This window comes from Halomonas eurihalina (assembly GCF_008274785.1).
Classification (GTDB): domain Bacteria; phylum Pseudomonadota; class Gammaproteobacteria; order Pseudomonadales; family Halomonadaceae; genus Halomonas; species Halomonas eurihalina.
The window spans coordinates 109,102-131,448 of the sequence record NZ_VTPU01000001.1; the positions used below are offsets into that span (position 1 = coordinate 109,102).

The window sequence follows — 22,347 nt, forward strand, 5'->3', positions numbered from 1 at the left end:
TGGCAATCACGTCACTGACGAATGCCCTCGAAAGTCACGTAGAGCTCGAGTTCGTGCATCGGTTCGGGGAAGCTCGACATGTCGATGTCATAATCGGCAAGCGTCAGGGTGGTGCTGCCCTCGAAGCCGGCACGATAGTTACCCCAGGGGTCTTCACCCTCGCCAAGCAGAGTAACCGGCATCTCGATCTCGTTGGTCTCGCCGTGCAGGGTCAGATCTCCGGTCAGCACGCCCTCGTTCTCGCCGGTGGATTCGAAACCGGTGGACGTGAAGGTTGCCGTCGGGTACTCCCCTGCATCGAGGAAGTCATCGCTCTTGATGTGCTTGTCACGCTCGGCATGGTTGGTGGTCAGGCTGGCCACATCCACTTCGACGTTCGCCGAGGACGCATCGGGATTTTCCGGGTCGTAGCTGAAGCCCCCGGAAAATTCTTCGAAGGAGCCGAGGATGTAGGAAAAGCCCAAATGGCTGATCTTGAACTGGACGAAGGCATGCTGGCCCTCGGTGTCGATAGCGTAATCGGCAGCCTGAGCCTGGGTCAGGGGCACCAGTGCGGCGGCAGCCAGGGCGGCAGTCAGCGCGGTCTTCTTGTACATCGTGTCGCTCTCCATTTTCAGTTTCAGTCTTCAGTGACGGCGAGTGTAGCGCGGCAACAGCATGCGCACGAGAACATCATGACGATCGATAAGATGGTGCTTGAAGGCCGCCAGGGCATGGCCAGCCGCCAGCACGATCAACGCCCAGGCGGCATACCAGTGGATCGTCCCCGCCAGGGTCGCCTGATCGGGTAGCCCGCTGATCAGCGCCGGCACCCTGAACCAGCCGAAGACATCGATGCCACCGCCCTCGGCAGTGGAAATCAGGTAGCCGCTCACCAGTACCAGCAGCATGAGGCAATACAGCAGAATGTGGCCAACATGCGCGGCCAGGCGCTCCAGCCGATGCCCCCGGGCGGCCGGAGTGGGTTGCATGAGGCGCCAGACCAGCCGCCCCAGGGTCGCGAACAGCAACAGCATGCCCACGCTGCGATGCCACCAGGGAGCCAGGTTGTACCAGCTATCGTAGTAACCCAGCCCCGTCATCCACCAGCCCAGCACGAAGAGGCCAACGATGGCCAGCGCGCTGAGCCAGTGCAGCAGGATGCTGACGAGCCCCCACCCGAAACGCGAGTTTCTCCACATGTCCAATTTCCCGGAACGTCATGACAAGGACGTCACTATACGGCGCGAGACTCCCTCGATCCGCTGAAAATTGACGAACGCTTCATTCGGAAAAACCGTTCGACTCTCAGGCCAAGGCATCCAACCCTCGAGCCAGATCCCCCCGAATATCCTCCAGATCCTCGAGGCCGACTGCCACACGAATCAAGCCCTCGCTGATGCCGGCCGATGCCTTCTGTGCTTCCGAGAGGCGTCCATGCGTGGTGGTGCCGGGATGTGTGATGGTGCTCTTGGCGTCGCCCAGGTTGCCGGTGATCGACAGCAGCCGAGTAGCGTCGATCACCGACCAGGCACCCTCGCGACCGCCCTTGACCTCGAAGCCAAGCACAGCGCCGAACGCCGCCTGCTGACGAGCGGCCAGTTCATGCTGCGCGTGGTGCTTCAGGCCGCTGTAATGGACCCGCTCGACCGCCGGATGTGCATCCAGCCATTCGGCCAATGCCTGGGCACTGGCACAGTGCGCCCGCATGCGCAGTCCCAGCGTCTCGAGCCCCTTGGTGAAGATCCAGGCATTGAAGGGGCTCAGGCACGGGCCACAGGTGCGCACCACACCGTAGATCTCCTCGAGCGCCTTGTCGGGACCGACCACGGCACCACCGACCGCCCTGCCCTGACCATCCAGATACTTGGTGGCAGAATGGATCACGAGATCCGCGCCCAGCGCCAGCGGCTTCTGTAGCGCTGGTGTCAAAAAGCAGTTGTCGATGGCGAGCCAGGCACCGTGACGCTTGGCGATCTCGGACAAGGCTTCAATATCGACCACCTCGGACAAGGGGTTGGAGGGCGTCTCGGCGAACAACAGCTTGGTGGCCGGTGTCAGTGCCGCTTCCCACGCCTCGAGGTTCGACAGCTCGACATAGCGAGTGGTAATACCCAGCTTGCCCAGGTACTTGTCGAACAGGCTGACCGTGGAGCCGAACAGCGAACGCGAAGCCACGATCTCGTCACCGGCGGACAGCAGCGCCAGGGCCGTGGACAGAATCGCCGCCATGCCCGAGGCCGTGGCCACGCAGCGTTCGCCCCCTTCCAGCGCGGCCAGGCGCCGTTCGAAGGTGTGCACCGTGGGATTGGTGAAGCGGGAATAGATATTGCCCGGCTCCTCGCCGCCGAACTTGCGTGCCGCCTCGGCGGCACTGCCGTAGACGAAGCTGGACGTCGGAAAGATCGGCTCGCTGTGTTCCTGCTCGGCGGTGCGCCGGTGGCCAGCGCGTATCGCCAGAGTGGACAGCCCCCAGTCATCGCCGAACTGGTCGTCATCGTGCATGGCGCTTCCCTCAGTCGATGTCATCTTCCTGATTATGCATGCCGACCAACGCATGGTCACCGGCACTCGACAGCTTGGCCTCGTCGTTGCGCATCGCTTCGAGTTCGGCCAGGTAGGCGTCGTCGATATCGCCGGTGATGTAGCGACCGTCGAAGACCGAACAATCGAACTCGTCCAGGGCCGGGTTCACTTCACGACACGCTTCCTTCAGGTCCTCCAGATTCTGATAGACCATGCGGTCCGCACCGATCAACTCGCCGACCTCGGCCTCACTGCGGCCGTGGGCGATCAATTCGCTGGCCGCCGGCATGTCGATGCCATAGACATTGGGGTAACGAACCGGCGGTGCCGCCGAGGCGAAATAGACCTTGCGGGCGCCAGCCTCCCGAGCCATCTGAATGATTTGCCGGCACGTCGTGCCCCGCACGATGGAGTCATCCACCAGCAGCACGTTCTTGCCCTTGAATTCGATATCGATGGCGTTGAGTTTCTGGCGTACCGACTTCTTGCGCTGGGTCTGGCCAGGCATGATGAAGGTCCGGCCGATGTAGCGATTCTTCATGAAGCCTTCGCGGAAGGTCACGCCAAGGTGCTGAGCCAGCTCCAGCGCCGAGGTCCGCGAGGTATCCGGGATCGGGATCACCACATCGATGTCATGATCCGGCCATTCATTCTGGATGCGATCCCCCAGCTTGCGCCCCATCTGCATGCGCGTGCCGTAGACATAGGCGCCGTCGAGCAAGGTATCGGGACGCGCCAGATAAACATGCTCGAAGATGCATGGCGCCAGTCGCGGCTGATCCGCGCAACTCTGGGTGTGGATATTACCCTCCATATCGACGAACAACGCCTCGCCGGGCGCCAGATCGCGATGCAGGTCGAAGCCGCCGACATCCAGCGCTACCGATTCGGAAGCAATCATCACCTCCTGGCCTTCTCCCTCGTCACGGGTCCCGAAGACCACCGGACGGATACCGTTGGGGTCGCGGAAAGCCACCATGCCGACGCCATTGATGATCGCCACGGCGGCATAGCCTCCCCGACAGCGGCGATGCACCCGCCGCACGGCATCAAAGATATCGCCCGGGGCCAGATGCAACCCCTGCTTACCCAGCTCATGGGCGAAGACATTGAGCAATACCTCGGAATCGGAGCTGGTATTGATGTGGCGCAGATCGGAGGAAAACAGCTCCTGCTTGAGCTGGTCGGAATTGGTCAGATTGCCGTTGTGGGCCAGAGTGATGCCGAAGGGCGAATTGACATAGAACGGCTGGGATTCCGCCTCGCTGGAGGAACCGGCGGTAGGATAACGCACATGGCCAATTCCCAGGTTGCCCTTGAGACGCGCCATGTGGCGGGTATGGAAGACATCCCGGACCAGGCCGTTGCTCTTGCGCAGCAGGAAACGTCCCTCGTTCCAGGTCATCATGCCGGCGGCATCCTGGCCGCGGTGCTGCAGTACCGTCAGGGCATCATAGATCCCCTGGTTCACCGCCTGCTTGGCCATCAGGCCCACGATCCCGCACATTACTGCTTACCTCGCTTGCCGTAAGGGAAAGGGATGACGCAACGCCATCCCAGTATTCACACTATTCTGGATTCGTGTCTGGATTCGTGCTGCCGCGTAGCGTTTCCGGTGTCGTTTCTGCACTCTGGTCACTTGGGGCGAACGTCTCCAGGGACGATGCCGACGCCGGCAGACGGTCTTCCCAGGCCAGCAGCTGGCCCATCGACCAATCCCGAAGGCGCTCCAGCTCGGGACGCAACTCTGCCTGCTGCCAGGCTTGCAATTGCGACAGTGGGGTTAGTCCAATCAGGATAGTCGCCAGCACCAGTACCGCCGCTCCCTTGACCAGCCCGAAGGCCGCACCGGCAACCCGATTGAACAGCCCCATGCCGACCCACTCCACTACCGCATGCATCAGGCGAATAATCAGCCCACAGGCCAGGATGACGACGAACACCACCAGCACGAACGCCAGCACCAGGCGTCCATCGGGGCTCTCGATCAGGCCGGCGAACAAATCAGCCACCGGCTCGGAAAACCAGCGCGCTGCCAGCAGCGCGACAATCCAGGACGCCAGGCCCAGGGCTTCGCGGATCAGCCCCCGGAACAGTCCCGTCAGGGTGGTGACGGCCAGCACGGCGATACACAGCCAATCGAGCCAGGTCAGCGCCATTTCGTTCACTTGGTCCTCACCAACAGGCCTTGCAGGTTGAGCCCCGCCTTAAGCTTGCCCATGACGCCTTCCGCCACTTCCGAACTGGCATAGGGGCCGACATAAACCGTGGTCAGGTCATTCTCGCGCGAGCGGCGATAGGCGGGGTAGCCTTGCTCCTCCAGGCGTGCCTGCAAGCGTTCGGCATTGGCGGACTCGCCGAAGCTGCCGACCTGGATGGCCCAGTCACCGCCCTGCGTGGCCGCGGCCTGGCGCTCGTCGGCGGCCCGGGCCAGTTCGGCAATCGGATCGTCCCTCTGCTCCGTCGCCGAGTCCTGGTCACCGGTCGTCGCTGCATCGCTGTCCGACGTCTCCCGGGAGCTCGATGCGGCCTCATCCTCGCTCGACGTCTGGGGCTCTTCGTTCACTGCCGCTTGCTGATTCTCGGCGTCGCCGCCGGTCGTCACGCTTTCCACAGGCTCGCGGTTCACTTCGGTCTCGGTTTCAGCACCCGCAGACGTCGAGTCCTGCTCGGCGGCACGCTCATCGAGGCTTTCCGGCGGCGTCGGCTCCTCGAGGTCACGCCGCTCGACCTCGATCGGCTGCTCGATGGTCAGCGTCGGCTCGGGACGCTCCTCGCGCGGTGCCGGATCGTCGAACAGCAAAGGCACGAAGATCACCGCCAGGGCAATGAGAATCAAGGCTCCGCTGATCCGCTCGCGCATACCGTATTTCATGTCGTTCCCTCGATGGGCCAATCATCCGATTCAGTCTGTGCCCGTGACGCCCAGGACGCCAGCACATCACCGACAGTAAAGAAGGAGCCACAGACCAGCACACGATCTCCGGGGGCGAGATGCGCCTCGAGCCAGGCTGCACCGCGCGCCGGCGAGGCTTCTCGATGCACGACGTCCTGGCCGAGCGCTTCCAGACGCGCCGCCAGCTCATCGGCGCTGCGCGCCCGCTCGCCCTCCAGCGTCACCGGCAGCCAGGCATCGATGGACGGCGCCAGCGCATCGATCACCCCATCGGCATCCTTGTCGCCCAGCATGCCGAGCAATGCCAGAGTTCGCCCCTCGACGGGACGTTCGGCGAGCCGACCGGCCACATAGGCCGCCGCCTGGGGGTTGTGTCCCACATCCAGGCACCAGTTGCCGCGCCACTGCATGCGACCGGGCAGGACGACACTCGCCAGGGCTCGCCGGCAGGCCGCTTCGTCGAGCTCGACACCGGCCAGCTGCAACGCCACCAAGGCCGTCGCCGCATTGTCCAGCGGCAGCCCAGGGTCGGGTAGTCCGGCGAACACTTTGCCGGCTGCATCCCACCAGCGCCACGACGTCCCATCGCGCTCGCCCCCATAGGCCTCGCCCAGGGCATGCACCGGCGCCGACAGCGACTCGGCAGTGGCCCGCACGCTGGCCGGCAAGTCGCGCGAGCCGAGCACGGCGGGCCGGCCGGCACGCATGATGCCGGCCTTCTCGCGACCGATATTCTCGAGATCATCGCCCAGAAAAGCCGCGTGGTCCCGGGCAATGGTCGTCACCACCGCCACGTCGGCGTCGAGGATGTTGACCGCATCGAGACGGCCGCCAAGGCCAACCTCGAGAATCGCCACCTCGGGAGCAAAGGCCCGAATGGCATGCAGCGCCCCCAGGGTGCCAACCTCGAAGTAGGTCAGACTGATCGGCTCGCCATCGAGCCGCGCGGCTTCCACCGCCTCGAAACCAGCGATCAAGGTGACATCATCGGCTTTGCGCCCGTCCAGGCACAGCCGCTCGTTGTAACGCAATAAATGAGGAGAGGTATAAGTGGCCGCGGACAGACCGTGCTGCCGAGCCAGGGCGTCGAGCATGGCCACGCTGGAGCCCTTGCCATTGGTGCCGGCCACGGTGATCACACGCCCCGCCAGCGGGCCATCGAGCAGCCCCATACGACGGGCAACCTCGGCCACCCGTTCGAGGCCGAGGTCGATACCCACCGGGTGAGCCGCCTCCAGTCGCCTCAACCAGGCATCGAGCGGGGTGAGGGAAGCATCGTGCATGGCTCCAAACTCAACGCTGGTCGCCGGGACGTGGCGACTCGTCGGTATTCTCGCTATCCGTCCGGACGCCGTTCTCGGTGGACGCTTCGGACTCCGCCGTCTCCGCTGCCGCGGGTTCTTCGGGCTGCGGTTCGGCCTGCTCCGCTGCATCGACAAGATCCGGCTCGTCGTTTTCGACCACCGCGGGGCCGCTGGCCGGCTGGTGGGTCAGCTTGCGCAGCACGCCACCCAGCCGCTCGCGGATCTGCTGACGATGGACGATCATGTCCACCGCACCGTGCTCGAGTAGAAACTCGCTGCGCTGGAAGCCCTCGGGCAATTGCTCGCGAACCGTCTGCTCGATGACCCGGGGGCCGGCGAAACCGATCAGGGCATTGGGCTCGGCGATATTGAGATCGCCGAGCATGGCCAGCGACGCCGAGACACCGCCGAATACCGGGTCGGTCAGCACCGAGATGTAGGGCACGCCGGCCTGCTTGAGCTTCTCCAGGGCGGCAGAGGTCTTGGCCATCTGCATCAGCGAGAACAGCGCCTCCTGCATGCGCGCCCCGCCCGAGGCGGAGAAACAGACCAGCGGAATGCCCTCGTCCAGCGCCTGGGTCGCGGCACGCACGAACTTCTCACCCACCACGGCACCCATCGAGCCGCCCATGAAGGTGAACTCGAAGGCCACGGCCACCACCGGCAACCCCTCCAGGGAGCCCCGCATGGCAACCAGGCCGTCCTTCTCGCCAGTGGCCTTCTGGGCCGCACTGAGGCGGTCCTTGTACTTCTTGGAGTCGCGGAACTTGAGACGATCGACAGGCTCGAGATCAGCAGCGATCTCCTCACGCCCTTCCTTGTCGAGGAACCAGTCCAGTCGCTTGCGTGCCGTCAGCCTCAGGTGGTGATCGCACTTGGGGCAGACGTTATGGTGCTTCTCGAGTTCCGGCAGGTAGAGTACCGACTCGCACTTCGGGCACTTTCGCCACAGGCCATCGGGGACGCTCGTACGCCGCTCCTTGCGCTGAATGCGCCCCACCGAAGGCACGATCTTGTCTAGCCAGCTCATGTCAGAATCGCTTCCCTTTGTGCTGTCGCCCCCATGTAACGAGGGCCAAAATCAAAACAGTCGGCTCAAGCCCGGCTGGTGCCTGCTCCGAGGCTCGCGAGCCCGGGCCGAAAAGGCGGAATCGAGTGAAAAAGCGCTGCCCAGGACGAAACGAGAGCATCTTGCACGCGATTTCAACGCCGAATGGCCGACCTCAAACTGGTGCTCAGGCGTCCAGGGCCCGGCGCATCTCGCCCAGGACCGCCTCAAGGGCGGCAGGAATCACCTCGGGCCGGTCAGCATTCTCGGCGATACGGCTGACCAGGGCACTGCCGACGATCACGCCATCGGCCACACGCCCGACGGCCGCCGCCGAGGCTCCATCACGAATACCGAAGCCCACGCACAAGGGCAAGTCGGTCATCTCGCGAAGCGGTGCCAGATGGGCCGCGATATCGTCGGCATCGGCGGCGGCACCACCGGTCACGCCCTTGAGCGAAACATAGTAGAGATATCCCTCGCCGTGGGCGCATATTGTAGCGGCCCTGGCACGGGAAGTGGTAGGGGCCACCAGGAAGATCGAGGCCAGCCCTCGCGACTCGAGCACGGGGCCCAGCAGGTCTGCCTCTTCCGGCGGCATGTCGACGAGCAGCACGCCGTCGACTCCGGCCGCGCTGGCCTGATCGGCGAACTCTTCGAAGCCGAGTCGCTCCAGGGGGTTGAGATAGCCCATCAGTACCACCGGCGTATCGGGGTCGTCACGGCGAAATTCGCTGACCATCTCGAACAGGTGCCCCAGGCGTACGCCGTGGCGCAATGCGCGCTCGCAGGCCTTCTGGATCACCGGGCCATCGGCCATCGGGTCGGAAAACGGCACCCCCAGCTCGATGACATCGGCCCCGGCGCGCACCAGGGCATGCATGAAGCCCACCGTGTACGCCGGCGCGGGGTCACCAGCGGTAATATAGGGGATCAGCGCGCGGCGGCCCTGAGCCTTGAGATCGGCGAAACGTTGATCGATACGGTTCATCAGGCTTCCTCAGAATTCGATGCCGTCGAGCTTGGCGACGGTCATGATGTCCTTGTCGCCACGTCCGGAAAGGTTGACCACGATGTGCTGGTCGGGCCGCATGGTCGGCGCCAGCCGCTTGGCATGAGCCAGGGCGTGGGAGGATTCCAGGGCCGGCATGATGCCCTCCACCAGGGTCAACTCGCGGAAGGCCTCGAGCACCGCCGCGTCATCGGCCGCGACATACTCGACCCGTCCCGCGTCCTTCCAGAGGGCATGCTCCGGCCCGACACCTGGATAATCGAGCCCCGCCGAGACCGAATGGGTATCGGACACCTGCCCGCCTTCATCCGACATCAGGTAGGTGCGATTACCGTGCAGCACACCACGCGGCGCACCGGAAGCCAGCGGCGCCGCGTGGCGCCCGGTCGCCAGGCCGTCTCCTCCGGCTTCCACGCCGATCATGGCGACGTCGTCATCCTCGGCGAAGGGATAGAACAGGCCCATGGCATTGGAGCCTCCGCCCACGCAGGCGATCAGCGCATCGGGCAGGCGACCGAACTCCTCCAGGGACTGACGACGCGCCTCGCGACCGACCACGGCATTGAAGTCGCGCACCAGCATCGGATAAGGATGCGGCCCCGCCACGGTGCCAATGATGTAGAAAGTGTCGTCGACGTTGGTGACCCAGTCGCGCAGCGCCTCGTTCATGGCATCCTTGAGCGTCCGGGTGCCGGACTCCACCGGGACGACCTTGGCCCCCAGCAGGTGCATGCGATAGACGTTGAGTTTCTGGCGCTCGACGTCCTCAGCGCCCATGTAGATCTCGCACGACAAGCCCAGGCGAGCGGCCACGGTGGCCGTGGCCACGCCGTGCTGCCCTGCACCGGTCTCGGCGATGACCCTTGGCTTGCCGCTCTTCTTGGCGAGCAGCGCCTGGCCGATGGTGTTGTTCACCTTGTGGGCGCCGGTGTGGTTGAGATCCTCGCGCTTGAGCCAGACCTGCGCTCCTCCGAGTTGCTTCGACCATCGCTCGGCATGATAGAGCGGTGACGGACGCCCCACGTAGTGGGCCAGGTCATGGTCGAATTCCGCCTGGAAATCCGGGTCATCGCGAAGACGCAGGTATGTCTTCTCCAGATCCTCCAGGGCGAAGCTCAGGGTCTCCGAAACGAACCGGCCACCATAGGGGCCGAAGTGGCCGCGCTCGTCCGGCAGTCGGGTCAGGTCACTGAACTTGCTCACGAAAGACACCTCACAGGATCGGTGTAGAATTGTAGAAAGCGCGAAAAGCGGTCAGGCGTCGGCGAGTCGCACCGCGTCCAGAAAGGCCGTCATGGCAGCGACGTCCTTGCGTCCGGGCGCGGCCTCGATACCACCGGAAACATCCACCGCGAAGGGCGCCACCGTCGCGATGGCCTCGGCCACATTGGCCGGCGTGAGGCCTCCGGCGAGGATAACAGGTTTTGCCAGGGTTGCGGGGATTCGCGACCAGTCGAACGTCTCGCCGGTGCCGCCGGGCACGCCGGGACGGTAGGCATCGAGCAGCAAGGCCCGAGCCCCCGCGTAGTCCTCGGCGGCGCCGTCCAGATCCAGCCCGTCACGCATGCGCAGCGCCTTGATCCAGGGCCGGCCGGAGGCCGCGCACCGGCTCGGCGACTCATCACCATGGAACTGCAACAGGTCGAGATGCTCGGCCGCCCTTTCCACCCACTCCGGCTCGGGATCGACGAACAGCCCCACGCGCGTCACGAAGGCCGGCACTCGAGCCACAAGCGCTGCCAAGCGGTCTAGCTCGATGGCCCGCTTGCTGCCGGGCCAGAGCACGAATCCCAGCGCATCGGCCCCCAAGGCCACGGCGGCATCCACATCCTCGGGCCGGGTCAGCCCACAGAACTTGACGCGGGTTCGCCCGGTAGACATGGCATGATCAAGCATCATCACCCTCCTCGACGCATACCTCGGCCCTGGATCGGCCACGTCGAAGCTCGGGCCGAGAACTCTCCGGCAAGGGCCGCTCGCCAGTCCACTCGCCCAGAAACGCCAACAGGTTTGGCCCCAGCGGCTCGCTGGGCAATCCCCAGGCGGGATCGTAAAGGGAGTCGACAAAATGCAGGCCACTGGCCGGCGCCGTCACGTCTCCCCGGGTGCGATCCTTGAGTGCCAACAGCCGGGCCAGGTAATCGGTGCCCTGCTCGCCTCGCCCTACCGTCATCAGGGCGCCGGCGATGTTGCGAATCATGTGGTGCAGAAAAGCATTGCCCTGCACATCCACCACCACCAACGGGCCGTGCCGATGCACTTCGATGAAATGCAGGTGCCGCCAGGGTGACGTCGACTGGCAGCCGGCGGCGCGAAAGCTCGAGAAATCATGCTCGCCCACCAGCACCTGTGCCGCCTCATGCATTGCCTCGGCATCCAGCGGGTCGCGACACCAGGTGACGTTGGCCCGCTCCAGCACGGGGCGGCTGGACTGGTTGAGCAGCACATAGCGATAGCGTCGTGCCAGCGCCTTGAACCGGGCGTGAAAGTCCTCGCCGACCGGCATGACCCAACGCACGGCAATATCGCGTGGCAGGTTGGCATTGGCACCGAACACCCAGGCCTTTTCGGAGCGCGGCGCGGGCGGATCGAAATGCACGATCTGGCGAGTCGCGTGGACCCCGGAATCGGTGCGTCCGCTGGCATGCACCCGGACCGGCGCGCCGGCCACCCGCGACAACGCCTTCTCCAGCGACGCCTGCACCGAGGCCGAGTGCTTGAGCCACTGCCAGCCACAATACTGGCTGCCGTCATACTCCACGGCCATGGCCAGGCGGCCGCTCAGTGGATGGTGTTCGTCGAGGCGTTGAAAGAGACTCATGGCGCTGTCAGGTTGGTGGCTAGCGAAGCGTACCGGCAAAGGCCGGCAGTGGCATGAATAATGCCGAAGCATTATCCCCGCCAAGCGGGAGGAACGCCACCCGCGCCGGAGAACGGATGACACAAAGCACAGGGGCGCCCCTTGCGAGGCGCCCCTGTGCTTGCATGACGATGTACGCCCCAAAGCGACACCGCCCGACGACTCACTGCTCGCGCAGGATCCTGAGCATCCGCTTGAGCGGCTCGGCGGCCCCCCACAGCAGCTGGTCGCCGACGCTGAAGGCGGACAGGTACTCGCCGCCCATGGCCAGCTTGCGCAGGCGGCCCACCGGCACGGTCAGAGTGCCAGTAACGGCGGCCGGCGTCAGGCTCTCGTTGGTAGCATCCTTGTCGTTGGGGACCAACTTGACCCAATCGTTATGGGTCGCGATGCGCTCCTCGATCTCGTCGAGCGGCACATTCTGCTTGAGCTTGATGGTGAAGGCCTGGCTATGGGAACGCATGGCACCGATGCGCACGCAGAGCCCGTCGATGGGCACCGGGTTCTCCTGCCGACCGAGGATCTTGTTGGTCTCCACCGAGCCCTTCCACTCTTCTCGACTCTGGCCATTGTCAAGCTTGGAGTCGATCCAGGGCAGCAGGCTGCCGGCCAGCGGGGCGCCGAAGTTATCGACCGGGAAGTCGCCGCCGCGCATGGCCGCGGTGACCTTGCGGTCGATATCGAGAATGGCGCTGCCGGGATCGGCCAGCTCATTGGACACGCTATCGCGTAGCGCCCCCATCTGGCTCAGCAGCTCACGCATGTGCTTGGCGCCGGAACCGGAAGCCGCCTGATAGGTCATGGAGGTCATCCACTCGACCATATCGGCCTCGAACAAGCCGCCCAGGCCCATCATCATCAGGCTGACGGTACAGTTGCCGCCGACGAAGGTCTTGGCGCCACGCGCCAACTGATCGTCGATGACCTTGCGGTTGACCGGATCCAGCACGATGGTGGCCTCATCGGCCATGCGCAGAGTGCTGGCGGCATCGATCCAGTAGCCCTTCCAGCCACCACCGCGCAGGTCATCAAAGACCTTCTTGGTGTAGTCACCGCCCTGGCAGGTAACGATCACATCCAGGGCCTTCAGCGCCTCCAGGTCAAAGGCATCCTTCAGCGGAGGCACGTCCACGCCGACGTCGGGACCAGGCTGACCAGCCTGAGAGGTAGTGAAGAAGATCGGCTCGATGCCATTGAAGTCTCCCTCTTCCACCATGCGTTGCATGAGCACGGAGCCCACCATGCCACGCCATCCGACGAAACCGACTTTCAACATGTGAAGTCCTCCAGAAAAAGTGAACTTATTAGTGTACAGCAAGCAACGCCAAGCATCGACGCGGTGCCCGCGTCATGCCCGACGCCGGGTATTTACAGCGCCTCGAAGGCCGCCAGCACGGCATCGCCCATCTCGCTGGTCGATACCGAACGCTCGCCTTCGGCGGCGATATCGGCGGTTCTCAGCCCGTCGTCCAGCACCTTGCCGACGGCGGCCTCGATGCGTTCGGCCAGGGCCGGCTCGCCCAGCGAGTAGCGCAGCATCATGGCCACCGAGAGGATGGTCGCCAGCGGATTGGCCAGCCCCTGGCCGGCGATGTCCGGCGCACTGCCATGGCAGGGCTCGTACATGCCCTGCCCGCTCTCGTTGAGCGACGCCGAGGGCAGCATGCCGATCGACCCTGTCAGCATGGCCGCGGCATCGGAGAGGATGTCGCCGAACATGTTGCCGGTGACCACCACGTCGAACTGCTTCGGCGCGCGGACCAGTTGCATGGCGGCGTTGTCGACGTACATGTGCGACAGCGCGACGTCCGGGTATTCCGGCGCCAGACGTTCCATGACCTCGCGCCACAACATGGTCACTTCAAGCACGTTGGCCTTGTCCACCGAGCAGAGCTTCTTGCCGCGCTTCTGCGCCATCTCGAAGGCCACGCGGCCGATGCGCTCGATCTCGGCCTCGGAGTAGACATAGGTGTTGTAGCCCACTCGCTGGCCATCGCGCTCTTCGATGCCGCGCGGCTGGCCGAAGTAGATACCACCGGTCAGCTCGCGCACGATCATGATGTCGAGGCCAGCGACCAGCTCGGGCTTGAGGCTCGAGGCCTCGGCCAGTTGCGGATAGAGCAGCGCCGGCCGCAGATTGCCGAACAGGCCGAGCTCCTTGCGCAGCCCCAGCAGCCCCTTCTCGGGACGCTTGCTGATGTCTTCCAGCTTGTCCCACTTGGGGCCACCCACAGCCCCGAGCAGCACGGCATCGGCGGCACGCGCCTTGGCCAGGGTGCCCTCCGGCAGCGGCGACCCCTCGGCATCATAGGCGGCACCGCCGACCGGCGCTTCCGCCACCTCGACATCCAATCCCTGCGCTTGGCAGGCGGCCAGCACCCGGCTGGCCTGGGCGGTGATCTCCGGGCCGATGCCATCGCCCGGGAGAACCAGAATCTTGCGTGTCATCGTGTTTTCCTTGTTGAGTGGGCGGAGCTGATTCGGCGACAGGCCGTCGAGGAGGCGCTGTAAACCCATCCGTGGGCGCTACCGACGCCATCCCTGGCGCCGGACCTCCTCTCCGGCCTGCTCCCGACGCTCCGCTGCCATATGCGTTGAGAAGCCGACCTTGATCGGCACCAGCCGTTAAGGCGAAGTGTCTCTCTCGCCGATTCAGGCTTCTCGGAACAACCAGGGACGCGCCGCCCGGTGCTTCTGCTCGAACGCATGGATGGCGTCTTCGTCCTGCAGGGTGATGCCGATGTCATCGAGCCCTTCGAGCAGGCAATGCTTGCGAAACTCATCCACTTCGAACTCGAGCAGCTCTCCCGACGGCGTGATCACACGCTGTGTCTCGAGGTCCACGTCGAGCCGATAGCCCTCGTTCGCCGCCACTTCCTCGAACAACCGGTCGACTTCGGCCTCGGAAAGCTTGACCAGCAGGATGCCGTTCTTGAAGGCGTTGTTGTAGAAGATATCGGCGAAGCTGGGCGCGATTACGACGCGAAAGCCATAGTCGGCCAGCGCCCAGGGCGCATGCTCGCGGGAGCTGCCGCAGCCGAAATTCTGGCGCGCCAGCAGGATGCTCGCCCCCTGGTAACGCGGCTGATTGAGCACGAAGTCTGGATTTATCGGACGCGCAGAGACATCCTGATCGGGCTGGCCCTCGTCGAGATAGCGCAGCTCGTCGAACAGGTTGACGCCGAAGCCGCTACGCTTGATCGACTTCAGAAACTGTTTGGGAATGATCAGGTCGGTGTCGACATTGGCGCGATCCATTGGCGCGACCAGGCCGTCGAGACGTTCGAATTTCTGCATGGCTCAAGCCTCCTGCGCAGCGGCGTCGAATTGGCGGACATCGACGAAGTGACCGGCGATGGCGGCGGCGGCGGCCATGGCCGGGCTCACCAGGTGCGTCCGGCCGCCATAGCCCTGGCGACCCTCGAAGTTGCGGTTCGACGTCGAGGCGCAATGCTCGCCGGCTCCCAGCTTGTCGGCATTCATGGCCAGGCACATGGAGCAGCCCGGCTCGCGCCACTCGAAGCCGGCATCGATGAAGATCTGATCGAGACCTTCCTCCTCGGCCTGGCGCTTCACCAAGCCGGAGCCGGGCACCACCATGGCCAGGGCGATCGAATCGGCGACCTTGCGGCCCTTGGCAACCTTGGCGGCCGCGCGCAGATCCTCGATTCGCGAATTAGTGCAGGAGCCGATGAAGACCTTGTCGAGCCGGATATCGGTGATCTTCTGCTTCGGCGCCAGCCCCATGTACTCCAGCGCCCGAGTGATGCCGGTACGCGCCGTGTCGTCGTCGGCCTCGGCCGGATCGGGCACCTCGCCGCCGATACCGGCGACCATCTCCGGGCTGGTGCCCCAGGACACCTGAGGCTCGATCTCGGCGGCGTCGAGGGTTACGACCTTGTCGAACACCGCGTCATCGTCGGAGACCAAGTTGCGCCAGTCGGCCACCGCCGCGTCCCACTGCTCGCCCCGGGGCGCATAGTGACGATCGCGGAGATAGTCGATGGTGGTGTCATCCACGGCGATGAGCCCGACCCGGGCACCGGCCTCGATGGCCATGTTGCAGACCGTCATGCGCCCTTCCATGGAAAGCCCACGAATGGCGCTGCCGGAGAATTCGATGGCACACCCCGTACCGCCGGCGGTGCCGATGCGGCCGATGATGGCCAGCACTACGTCCTTGGCGGTGACACCTTCGCCAAGCTCGCCTTCCACGCGAACCTGCATGTTTTTCATCTTCTGCGCCAGCAGGCACTGGGTGGCCAGTACGTGTTCCACCTCGGAGGTACCGATGCCGTGGGAAAGCGCGGCGAAGGCACCGTGCGTCGCCGTGTGGGAATCCCCGCAGACGACGGTCATGCCCGGCAGGGTCGCGCCCTGCTCGGGGCCCACCACGTGGACGATGCCCTGGCGCGGATCATTGATGCGAAATTCCTCGATGCCGAAGGACTCGCAGTTGTCATCCAGGGTTTGCACCTGGATCAGCGACACTGGATCCTTGATCCCAGCGTTGCCCTCGGCACGCTCCAGCAAAGTGGTCGGCACGTTGTGGTCCGGGGTCGCCAGGTTGGCATCCAGCCGCCACGGCCGACGCCCCGCCAACCGCAGCCCTTCGAAGGCCTGGGGCGAAGTCACCTCGTGCAGCAGATGGCGGTCGATGTAGATCAGTGCGGTACCATCGTCGCGCTCCTTCACCAGGTGCTGCGACCACAGTTTGTCGTAGAGTGTCTGGCCTGCCATCTCGTTCTCCCGGGCCTGCGGCCCTGTGCGTGTCCGGTCGGTCTCGAAAAGTACGGCGCCAACATCGCAGCTTTTCCGATGACAGGCCTTTGAGGAGGCGCTGTGAATACGTCCCTGTACGCTACCGACTCCTTCCTTGGAATCGGACCTCTTCATCGGCCTGTCCCCGGCGCTGTTCAGCTATGCAGCGCACCTTTGGGGTCTAGTCTGGCCCTTCGCCCCTTTTCCCGCAGTCTCCCGCGGCGCGCACATAAAAGCAATTCATGTTATTTATTTATTGAATTCCTTTCTGGAATACAAATCCAGGAGAGACATCATGGACACCCAAAGCTTGCAGGCCTTCCTGGCCGTGGCCGACAACGGCAGCTTCTCCAGGGCCGCCGAGCAGTTGCATCTGACACAACCGGCGGTCAGCAAGCGCATCGCCGTGCTCGAGGGGCAGATCGATGCTCGGCTGTTCGATCGCATCGGCCGGCGCGTCGCGCTGACCGAGGCCGGCCGCCTGTTGCTGCCCCGGGCGCGGCGCATCCTGGTGATGGTCGATGACAGCCGGCGGGCGCTCGGCAACCTCAGCGGCGATATCGCCGGCCGCCTGACGCTGGCCACCAGCCACCATCTCGGGTTGCACCGACTGCCGCCGCTACTCGAGCGCTACACCCGCTGCCATCCCGAGGTGCGCCTGGATCTGCACTTCCTGGATTCCGAACAAGCTTACCAGGGCGTTCTCGACGGCGAACTGGAGATCGCCGCAGCGACCCTGGCACCGCACCCGGATTCCCAACTGGAAACCGTACCGGTCTGGGTCGACCGGCTCTGCTTCGTCTGCGCCAAGGGCCACCCGCTGGCCAGGCGTCGATGCCTGGCCTTGCACGAACTGTGCGATCACGCCGCCGTGCTGCCTGGACCGCTGACCTTCACCCGCACGCTGATCGAGTCGCGCTTCGCCACTGCCGGCCTCGATCTGCCGGAGGCGATCTCCACCAACTATCTGGAGACCCTCAAGATGATGGCCAGCATCGGCCTGGGCTGGAGCCTGCTGCCCGAGAGCATGGTGGCCGGCGAACTGCACGAACTCGACGTGGACCATCCACCCATTCACCGCCCCCTGGGTTACCTGGTCCACCGCAGCCGCACGCTTTCCAATGCCGCCCGGGCGATGCTCGACATGCTCGATGCCGCACGCACCCCAGAAGCGCTCGCCTGGCGGGAATGATCAATGAGGCCTCGCCGTGTCTGACTTGTCGCCCTCGACGAGCTTGCTTAGGATGCTATGAATTTTCCTAGAATATTGCGCATGCAGCCTACGCGAGACGATGGACCCGATGAGGCCACCCGGCGCCGACGCGCCCTGGCCGGACTGACGATACTGGCCGGCGTGGCTATCCAGATCACCCAGTTCACCGGCTACTCACCGTTCAGCCCGCATCTAGTCGGTTATGCCCTCTGGCTGGGTACCGCCCTGCTGTGGCGCGACATCCCGACCCGCAATCGGCGCCAGGCCGGCTGGCTGGCCGCCATCGGGCTCAGCCTGTTGCTGGTGGCCCGCTTCGGCTTCGACGCGGATATCGATTGGTGGGCGATACTCGACGGCAACACCTATGTGGTGGCCATGCTGGTGGGGGTCAGCTTCATCGGCCTGATCGGCAATCTCCGCGGCCAGTCACAGCCACCCACCGGGCATGCCGTGACCGGCCGCCGCGGGCTTATCGGCACCTGGCTCGGCGTGCACCTGCTCGGGACGATCCTCAACCTGTCGACGGTATTCATGGTCGGCGACCGGCTGGAGCGACGCGGCCCGCTGAGCACGCCACAGTTTCTGGCCCTCAACCGAGGGTTGTCCAGTGCGGCGCTTTGGTCGCCCTTCTTCGCCTCGATGGGTGTGGTAATGACCCTGGCACCGGCGATGAATTACGCCACCGTCGTCGCCCACGGCCTGCCACTGGCGCTGTGTGCGGGATTGCTGACCCTGCTCGAACTGCCGCGCCGCTTCGACATGAGCGAGACCGCCGGCTTCTCGATGTCGCCGCGCAGCCTGCTGATGCCGGTGGCCATGGCCGGCCTGGTGATGATCTTTCACTATCTGCTGACACCGGAGCTGTCCATCGTCAGCATTATCACTTTCCTGATGCCGTCCGTGGCCCTGGCCACCAATCTCTCCCGAGGGCCACGCTGGACCCTGAGCCGAGTGCGTCAGCATACCGTGACCCGTCTGCCGGCCATGCGCGGCGAGATTTCGCTGTTCCTGTGCGCCGGCCTGCTGACTCAGGGGCTTTCGACCCTGGTCGACGCCGCCACCGGCAGCGAGTGGACGCTGTTCGCGCACTTCGGTGTGCCCCAGGCGGCACTGAGCTTCCTGGCCATCGTCGCCAGTTCCCTGATCGGCCTGCACCCGATCATTGGCGTCTCGGTGCTGGCCTCGGTGCTCGACCTGGCCGCCAGGGACCAGACGCTGTTCGCCCTGGTCGCCCTGAGCGCCTGGGCGGTGGGCACCAGTGTCGGCCCGTTGTCGGGCATCAACCTCTCGCTGCAAGGTCGTTACGGTGTCTCCGGCACCCACATGATGCGCCATAACCTGGGCTATGCCCTGGTCATGACCCTTCTTGTAGTGGGAACCCTGTGGCTGCTCGAAAGCTGAAAGGCTCAGGCCACCGGTGCCCGCACAAAGTAGCGATGCCCGCATTGATGGCAAGGCTCAATGCGCGCCACGCCGGCAAGCTCGACGATGGTGTCGCAGTGCGTGCAGGCCATGCGCCCGGGCGCGGCCATCTCACCGGCGGTGTAATCGGCCCGCGAGGCTTCCAGATCGTCTTCCAAGCGCTCGCGCTCGATGAGGCTGCGATCGGCGATGGAAAACAGCGACTCGGTCACCTTGCGCGACAACACAGACAGATCGATACCCAGCCAACTGGCCACGCCTTCGCCGCCGGCATTCAGGTAGCGACGCATTTCCTTGAGGTCACGCTCGACCCAGGCACGCAGCAACGACAGTTCATCGCGCGTGAACTCCTCGACCTCGGCCTCGAACTCGACGGCTTCGTCGAGCTCATGCTGCAGAGCATCGCGATTCAGTTCGCCGACACCTTCCTTGAGACGGTCGAGCATGCGCTCATAGGCCGCCTTCAGTCGATGATCCCGAGATTGCGGATCCTGTTGCTCGCTCATCAGCTTCTCCTCGTTCTGGCGCCTGACATTGGCCGGCCCGTAGCCGGAACCCGTCATGCTGGGGTATCCTTGCGAGCCTACGCTTTTTCCATTTAGACGGCACGCCGTCGGCGAATCAAGCACCTTTCGCCTCATCGGGGCGACACCTTGCGCCGACCCGCTGACACGCGCAGCACTATCCGCGTTGCCCTCGACCAGCAAGGTATCCGAATACAGCGATGGACGCACAATACAAGCCCTTTGATATCGAACGCGACGCCCAGCGGTTCTGGGACGAAAACCAGAGCTTCAAGGCGATAGAGGATGCCGATCGCGAGAAGTTCTACTGCCTGTCGATGTTCCCCTATCCCAGCGGCAAGCTACACATGGGGCATGTGCGCAATTACACCATCGGTGATGTGGTCTCCCGCTATCAGCGCATGCAGGGCAAGAATGTGATGCAGCCCATGGGCTGGGACGCCTTCGGCATGCCAGCGGAGAACGCGGCCATCCAGAACCAAGTCCCCCCGGCCAGTTGGACTCACCAGAACATCGAGACCATGCGCGCTCAGCTCAAGTCGCTGGGCTTCGCCTACGACTGGAGCCGTGAGTTCGCCACCTGCGACAGCGACTACTACCGCTGGGAGCAGTGGTTCTTCACCAAGCTGGTAGAAAAGGGTCTGGTCTACAAGAAAATGTCCACGGTCAACTGGGACCCGGTCGACCAGACCGTGCTGGCCAACGAGCAGGTCATCGAAGGACGCGGCTGGCGCAGCGGCGCACTGGTGGAGCGCAAGGAAATTCCCCTGTGGTTCCTCAAGATCACCGACTACGCCGAAGAGCTGCTGGCCGATCTCGATCGGATCGACTGGCCCGAGCAGGTCAAGACCATGCAGCGCAACTGGATCGGCAAGTCGCGCGGTGTCGAGCTGACCTTCGATACGCACGCCGCCGACGGCTCGCCGTTGGAACCGCTCTCGGTCTACACCACGCGCCCCGACACCCTGATGGGCGTGACCTACCTGGCCGTGGCCGCCGACCATCCGCTGGCCAGGTCCGCCGCCCGGAACGACGCCGCTCTGGCCGAGTTCCTCGAGGAGTGTGCCCACGGCGGTACCTCCGAGGCCGAGCTGGCCACCAAGGAAAAGAAGGGCATGCCCACCGGGTATTCGGCCCTCCACCCGCTCACCGGTCGCGAGCTGCCGGTCTATGTCGCCAACTTCGTGCTGATGGAGTTCGGTACCGGGGCGGTGATGGCAGTGCCGGCCCACGACCAGCGTGACTGGGAGTTCGCCACCAAGTACGGCGTGCCCATCGAACCGGTGATCGCCGACGCCAACGGCGAAACCCCGGATCTATCGGCCGGCGCCTATACCGAGCACGGCGCCCTGATCAACTCCGGTGAATTCGATGGCCTCGACTTCGAAGCAGCCTTCGATGCCATCGCCGCCAGGCTCGCCGAGCAAGGTCGCGGCGAGGTCAAGACCAACTACCGCCTGCGCGACTGGGGCGTGGCACGTCAGCGCTACTGGGGCGCACCGATCCCGGTCAAGTACGGCCCCGAAGGCCAGACCGTGCCGCTCTCCGACGACGAGCTGCCGGTGTCGCTGCCGCTCGAGGTCACCGTCGATGCTTCCGGCTCGCCACTGAAGAAGATGCCCGAATTCAGCGATCTGGGTGATGGCTGGACGCGCGAGACCGATACCTTCGACACCTTCATGGAGTCCTCCTGGTACTTCGCGCGCTTCTGCTGTGCCGACAACCACACGGCCATGCTCGACGACCGCGCCGACTACTGGCTGCCGGTGGATCTGTACATCGGCGGCATCGAGCACGCCATCCTGCATCTTCTCTACGCACGTTTCTTCACCAAGCTGATGCGCGACTTCGGCCTGGTGAAGGCCGACGAGCCCTTCCAGCGCCTGCTGACCCAGGGCATGGTGATCGCCGAGACCTATTACCGCCCCACCGCCAACGGCGGCAAGCAGTGGTTCAACCCCGCCGATGTCGAGGTCAGCCGCGACGACAAGGGGCGCCCGGTCAGCGCGACGCTGGTGGCAGACGGCCAACCGGTGGAGATGGGCGGCATCGAAAAGATGTCCAAGTCGAAGAACAACGGCGTTGATCCCCAGGCGATGATCGATCGTTTCGGCGCCGATACCGTGCGACTGTTCATGATGTTCGCCGCGCCGCCCGAACAGTCCCTGGAGTGGTCGGACTCCGGCGTCGAAGGTGCCCATCGCTTCCTCAAGCGCCTGTGGCGCCTGGTCGCCGAGCACCTCGAAGCCGGCACGCCCGCGGCACTCGATACCGAGTCGCTCGACGACGCCCAGCGCGAGCTGCGCCGCAAGACCCACGAGACCATTCAGAAGGCCAGCGACGACATCGGCCGGCGCACCACCTTCAACACCGCCATCGCCGCGGTGATGGAGCTGACCAACGCGCTCGGCAAGTTCAGTGACACAAGCCCGCTCGGCCTGGCCGTGGCCCGGGAGGCGATCGAAGCCTGCGTGTTGCTGCTGGCCCCCATCACGCCGCATGCCTGCCACACTCTCTGGGCCGAGCTCGGCCATGACGAGCCGGCCATCGTTGCCCACTGGCCGGTGCTGGACGAATCGGCGCTCGCCCGGGACACCATCGAGCTGGTAGCTCAGGTCAACGGCAAGTTGCGTGCTCGCCTCGAAGTGCCTACCGATGCCGACAAGGCCGCCATCGAGGCCCAGGCCATGGCCACCGAGAACGTCCAGCGCCATATCGAAGGCAAGACGATTCGCAAGGTCATCGTGGTGCCCGGCAAGCTGATCAACATCGTCGTCGGCTGATCCACTGCCCAAGGAGTTC

The 22,347-nt window shown here is 64.6% G+C and carries 20 protein-coding genes; 3 read left to right on the forward strand and 17 right to left on the reverse strand.

Going from position 1 to position 22,347, the window contains the following annotated elements; all coding sequences use genetic code 11:
* Positions 1–11 precede the first annotated feature (11 nt).
* The 16 genes from FZZ93_RS00580 to leuC all read right to left on the reverse strand — a co-directional run bounded on the left by FZZ93_RS00580 (position 12) and on the right by leuC (position 16,365).
* The gene (locus tag FZZ93_RS00580; protein WP_149320389.1) at positions 12–596 is read right to left on the reverse strand and encodes a YceI family protein; all 585 of its coding nucleotides are present in this window, start codon (positions 594–596) and stop codon (positions 12–14) included.
* 30 nt (positions 597–626) lie between these two features.
* On the reverse strand, positions 627–1,181 hold the full coding sequence (locus FZZ93_RS00585; RefSeq protein ID WP_149320390.1) for a cytochrome b: 555 nt from the start codon (positions 1,179–1,181) through the stop codon (positions 627–629).
* A gap of 106 nt (positions 1,182–1,287) precedes the next feature.
* A complete protein-coding gene (locus FZZ93_RS00590; protein WP_149320391.1) occupies positions 1,288–2,484 on the reverse strand; it encodes an O-succinylhomoserine sulfhydrylase in 1,197 nt (398 codons plus the stop codon).
* 10 nt (positions 2,485–2,494) lie between these two features.
* Entirely contained in the window at positions 2,495–4,012 is a 1,518-nt protein-coding gene (purF, locus tag FZZ93_RS00595) for an amidophosphoribosyltransferase (RefSeq protein ID WP_149320392.1), read from the reverse strand.
* Between the two features lie 61 nt (positions 4,013–4,073).
* The gene (locus tag FZZ93_RS00600; protein WP_149320826.1) at positions 4,074–4,664 is read right to left on the reverse strand and encodes a CvpA family protein; all 591 of its coding nucleotides are present in this window, start codon (positions 4,662–4,664) and stop codon (positions 4,074–4,076) included.
* A 5-nt stretch (positions 4,665–4,669) separates the two neighbouring features.
* Positions 4,670–5,380 carry an SPOR domain-containing protein gene (locus FZZ93_RS00605; protein WP_149320393.1) on the reverse strand — a complete coding sequence of 237 codons (711 nt, stop codon included), beginning with the start codon at positions 5,378–5,380 and terminating at the stop codon, positions 4,670–4,672.
* Positions 5,377–6,684 (reverse strand): bifunctional tetrahydrofolate synthase/dihydrofolate synthase, encoded by a 1,308-nt coding sequence (folC, locus tag FZZ93_RS00610; protein ID WP_149320394.1) that lies wholly within the window; start codon positions 6,682–6,684, stop codon positions 5,377–5,379. The genes FZZ93_RS00605 and folC overlap by 4 nt, the downstream gene beginning before the upstream one ends.
* Before the next feature lie 10 nt (positions 6,685–6,694).
* A complete protein-coding gene (accD, locus tag FZZ93_RS00615; RefSeq protein WP_149320395.1) occupies positions 6,695–7,735 on the reverse strand; it encodes an acetyl-CoA carboxylase, carboxyltransferase subunit beta in 1,041 nt (346 codons plus the stop codon).
* A 205-nt stretch (positions 7,736–7,940) separates the two neighbouring features.
* A complete protein-coding gene (trpA, locus tag FZZ93_RS00620; RefSeq protein WP_149320396.1) occupies positions 7,941–8,744 on the reverse strand; it encodes a tryptophan synthase subunit alpha in 804 nt (267 codons plus the stop codon).
* A 9-nt stretch (positions 8,745–8,753) separates the two neighbouring features.
* A complete protein-coding gene (gene trpB, locus FZZ93_RS00625) occupies positions 8,754–9,968 on the reverse strand; it encodes a tryptophan synthase subunit beta (protein WP_149320397.1) in 1,215 nt (404 codons plus the stop codon).
* Between the two features lie 51 nt (positions 9,969–10,019).
* Positions 10,020–10,661 carry a phosphoribosylanthranilate isomerase gene (locus FZZ93_RS00630; protein ID WP_149320398.1) on the reverse strand — a complete coding sequence of 214 codons (642 nt, stop codon included), beginning with the start codon at positions 10,659–10,661 and terminating at the stop codon, positions 10,020–10,022.
* Positions 10,654–11,586 (reverse strand): tRNA pseudouridine(38-40) synthase TruA, encoded by a 933-nt coding sequence (truA, locus tag FZZ93_RS00635; protein ID WP_149320399.1) that lies wholly within the window; start codon positions 11,584–11,586, stop codon positions 10,654–10,656. The genes FZZ93_RS00630 and truA overlap by 8 nt, the downstream gene beginning before the upstream one ends.
* Positions 11,587–11,788: 202 nt before the next feature.
* Complete coding sequence (asd, locus tag FZZ93_RS00640; RefSeq protein WP_149320400.1) at positions 11,789–12,901, reverse strand: aspartate-semialdehyde dehydrogenase; 1,113 nt, start codon at positions 12,899–12,901, stop codon at positions 11,789–11,791.
* Positions 12,902–12,993: 92 nt separating this feature from the next.
* The gene (leuB, locus tag FZZ93_RS00645) at positions 12,994–14,073 is read right to left on the reverse strand and encodes a 3-isopropylmalate dehydrogenase (RefSeq protein WP_149320401.1); all 1,080 of its coding nucleotides are present in this window, start codon (positions 14,071–14,073) and stop codon (positions 12,994–12,996) included.
* Positions 14,074–14,277: 204 nt separating this feature from the next.
* Positions 14,278–14,922: a 3-isopropylmalate dehydratase small subunit gene (gene leuD / locus FZZ93_RS00650; RefSeq protein WP_149320402.1), complete on the reverse strand. Its 645-nt coding sequence runs from the start codon at positions 14,920–14,922 to the stop codon at positions 14,278–14,280.
* Positions 14,923–14,925: 3 nt separating this feature from the next.
* Entirely contained in the window at positions 14,926–16,365 is a 1,440-nt protein-coding gene (gene leuC, locus FZZ93_RS00655) for a 3-isopropylmalate dehydratase large subunit (protein ID WP_149320403.1), read from the reverse strand.
* A gap of 316 nt (positions 16,366–16,681) precedes the next feature.
* Between leuC and FZZ93_RS00660 the strand changes: the two genes are divergently transcribed.
* A complete protein-coding gene (locus FZZ93_RS00660) occupies positions 16,682–17,578 on the forward strand; it encodes a LysR family transcriptional regulator (RefSeq protein WP_149320404.1) in 897 nt (298 codons plus the stop codon).
* 81 nt (positions 17,579–17,659) lie between these two features.
* Entirely contained in the window at positions 17,660–19,000 is a 1,341-nt protein-coding gene (locus tag FZZ93_RS00665; RefSeq protein ID WP_149320405.1) for a hypothetical protein, read from the forward strand.
* Positions 19,001–19,005: 5 nt separating this feature from the next.
* Here FZZ93_RS00665 and FZZ93_RS00670 read toward each other — a convergent pair whose 3' ends face one another.
* Positions 19,006–19,527, reverse strand: a complete 522-nt coding sequence (locus FZZ93_RS00670) for a zinc ribbon-containing protein (RefSeq protein ID WP_149320827.1) — start codon at positions 19,525–19,527, stop codon at positions 19,006–19,008.
* A 218-nt stretch (positions 19,528–19,745) separates the two neighbouring features.
* Between FZZ93_RS00670 and leuS the strand changes: the two genes are divergently transcribed.
* Positions 19,746–22,328 (forward strand): leucine--tRNA ligase, encoded by a 2,583-nt coding sequence (gene leuS / locus FZZ93_RS00675; protein WP_149320406.1) that lies wholly within the window; start codon positions 19,746–19,748, stop codon positions 22,326–22,328.
* The last annotated feature ends 19 nt before the right edge of the window (positions 22,329–22,347 follow it).